The sequence below is a fragment of the Exiguobacterium sp. SL-10 genome (genome assembly GCF_004337025.1).
Taxonomy (GTDB): domain Bacteria; phylum Bacillota; class Bacilli; order Exiguobacteriales; family Exiguobacteriaceae; genus Exiguobacterium.
Window position 1 is genome coordinate 1 of the sequence record NZ_SJUP01000042.1, and the last position, 416, is coordinate 416.

1 pseudogene is annotated in these 416 nt (G+C 36.1%); it reads right to left on the reverse strand.

Annotated features, from left to right (window positions below):
• Positions 1-178: 178 nt before the first annotated feature.
• A pseudogene (locus tag EVJ33_RS15255) lies at positions 179-416 on the reverse strand (glutamate racemase); the annotation flags it as partial.

Genomic DNA, 416 nt, shown 5'->3' on the forward strand with positions numbered 1-416 from the left:
ATAAAAAAGGGGGAGAGATAAGAGAGGGAGGGAAAAATATAAACATAAGAGGGTAATGAAGTGGGCTTTTGAAGCCCACTTCTTAGTTCATATTTCCCTTCAGAAGACTGCCTCTATCATTTTGTACATTTACTGAAAACCCATAATTTGCATTGTTTATAACCAGGAGCCCTTACATTCAATGTCCAACATGACTCCTTTGATTTTCATCTAATATTTCAAACAATGTTTTGTACTTTAATACGATTTCGTGGTCATCGACTTTATGGCCTGAATTGAAAAAGGTGATTGAGCCTGAGCCTTTACCAAGCTGGTTACGCTCTGCAAGTATTTTCTTCAACTGTTTTGCAGTACCGACGCTGCCTGAAATAATATCAACTTTTTTTCCAAACAGTTTTTCAAAACTGTTTTTGAAA